This is a genomic window from Flavobacterium bomense (genome assembly GCF_003970355.1).
Map to the genome: position 1 here is coordinate 1 of NZ_RYDJ01000268.1, position 1,058 is coordinate 1,058.

Sequence of the window (1,058 nt, forward strand, 5' to 3'; positions counted from 1 at the left end):
GTGTAAAAGAAGGTTCTTATATAATAGTGCCTGTGCTTGAAAATCCAAGTTATTATTCTATTTCACCAGCCAGTACCTCAGTAACTTTTCCTAGTGAAGCAAGCCCTTTTCAAGCCCCTTTTTGTATCACCCCAAATGGCAACCATACGGATTTAGAAATCACTATTTTATCTTTAGAGAATGCAAGGAGTAATTTTGACAGCACGTATAAAATTGTCTATAAGAACAAAGGAACCGTAACTCAATCTGGAGTAGTAAATCTAACATTTGATGCAGATGCTTCTAATTTGGTCACTGCAAATCCTAGTGTTTCTTTACAAAACACAAGCAATTTGAATTGGAATTTCACCAATATACTACCACAAGAAACTAGAACTATTCTTGTAACCTTCAAAGTAAAACCCTCTGTTGATAAGGGCTATTTATTAAATTTTAATGTAGCTATTACGTACACCACCGATGAAACGCCAAATGATAATAGTGCCAATTTAAGTCAAGTTGTGGTAAATTCCTTAAATTCTAATGACAAAATTTGTTTAGATGGCAATACCATTTCGCCTACAAAAGTGGGTGATTATTTGCATTATATGATTCGATTTGAAAATTCTGGGTCAACCAATGTTCAAAATATAGCTTTAAAAGATCTCATTGACCCTACGAAATTTGACATTACAACACTTGAACCTTTAAACGGAAGCCACGTATTTACAACAAAAATTTCAGACAATACTACCGTAGAATTTATTTTTCAAAACATCAATTTACCTTTTGATGCAGGTAACAATGCAGGTTATGTTGCATTCAAAATCAAAACTTTACCTGCTCTTGTAAACGGGGATGAAATAACCAATTCAGCAAGTATCTATTTCGATTATTATCAACCCGTTGCTACAAATATAGCAGCAACTAGTGTTCGGGCTTTGCAAATACAAGAGCATGATTTGGCTAATTTTTTCACCATTTACCCTAACCCAGTAAGAAATATTTTGACTATTGTGGATGAATATAAAACCGAAATTAGTTCCATAACTATTTACACCACACTTGGACAATTAGTT

General features: G+C 33.5%; 1 protein-coding gene. It reads left to right on the forward strand.

Going from position 1 to position 1,058, the window contains the following annotated elements; genetic code table 11:
* A partial coding sequence (locus EKL98_RS17210) for a T9SS type A sorting domain-containing protein (protein WP_148104480.1) occupies window positions 1–1,058 on the forward strand: 1,058 nt, incomplete at both ends.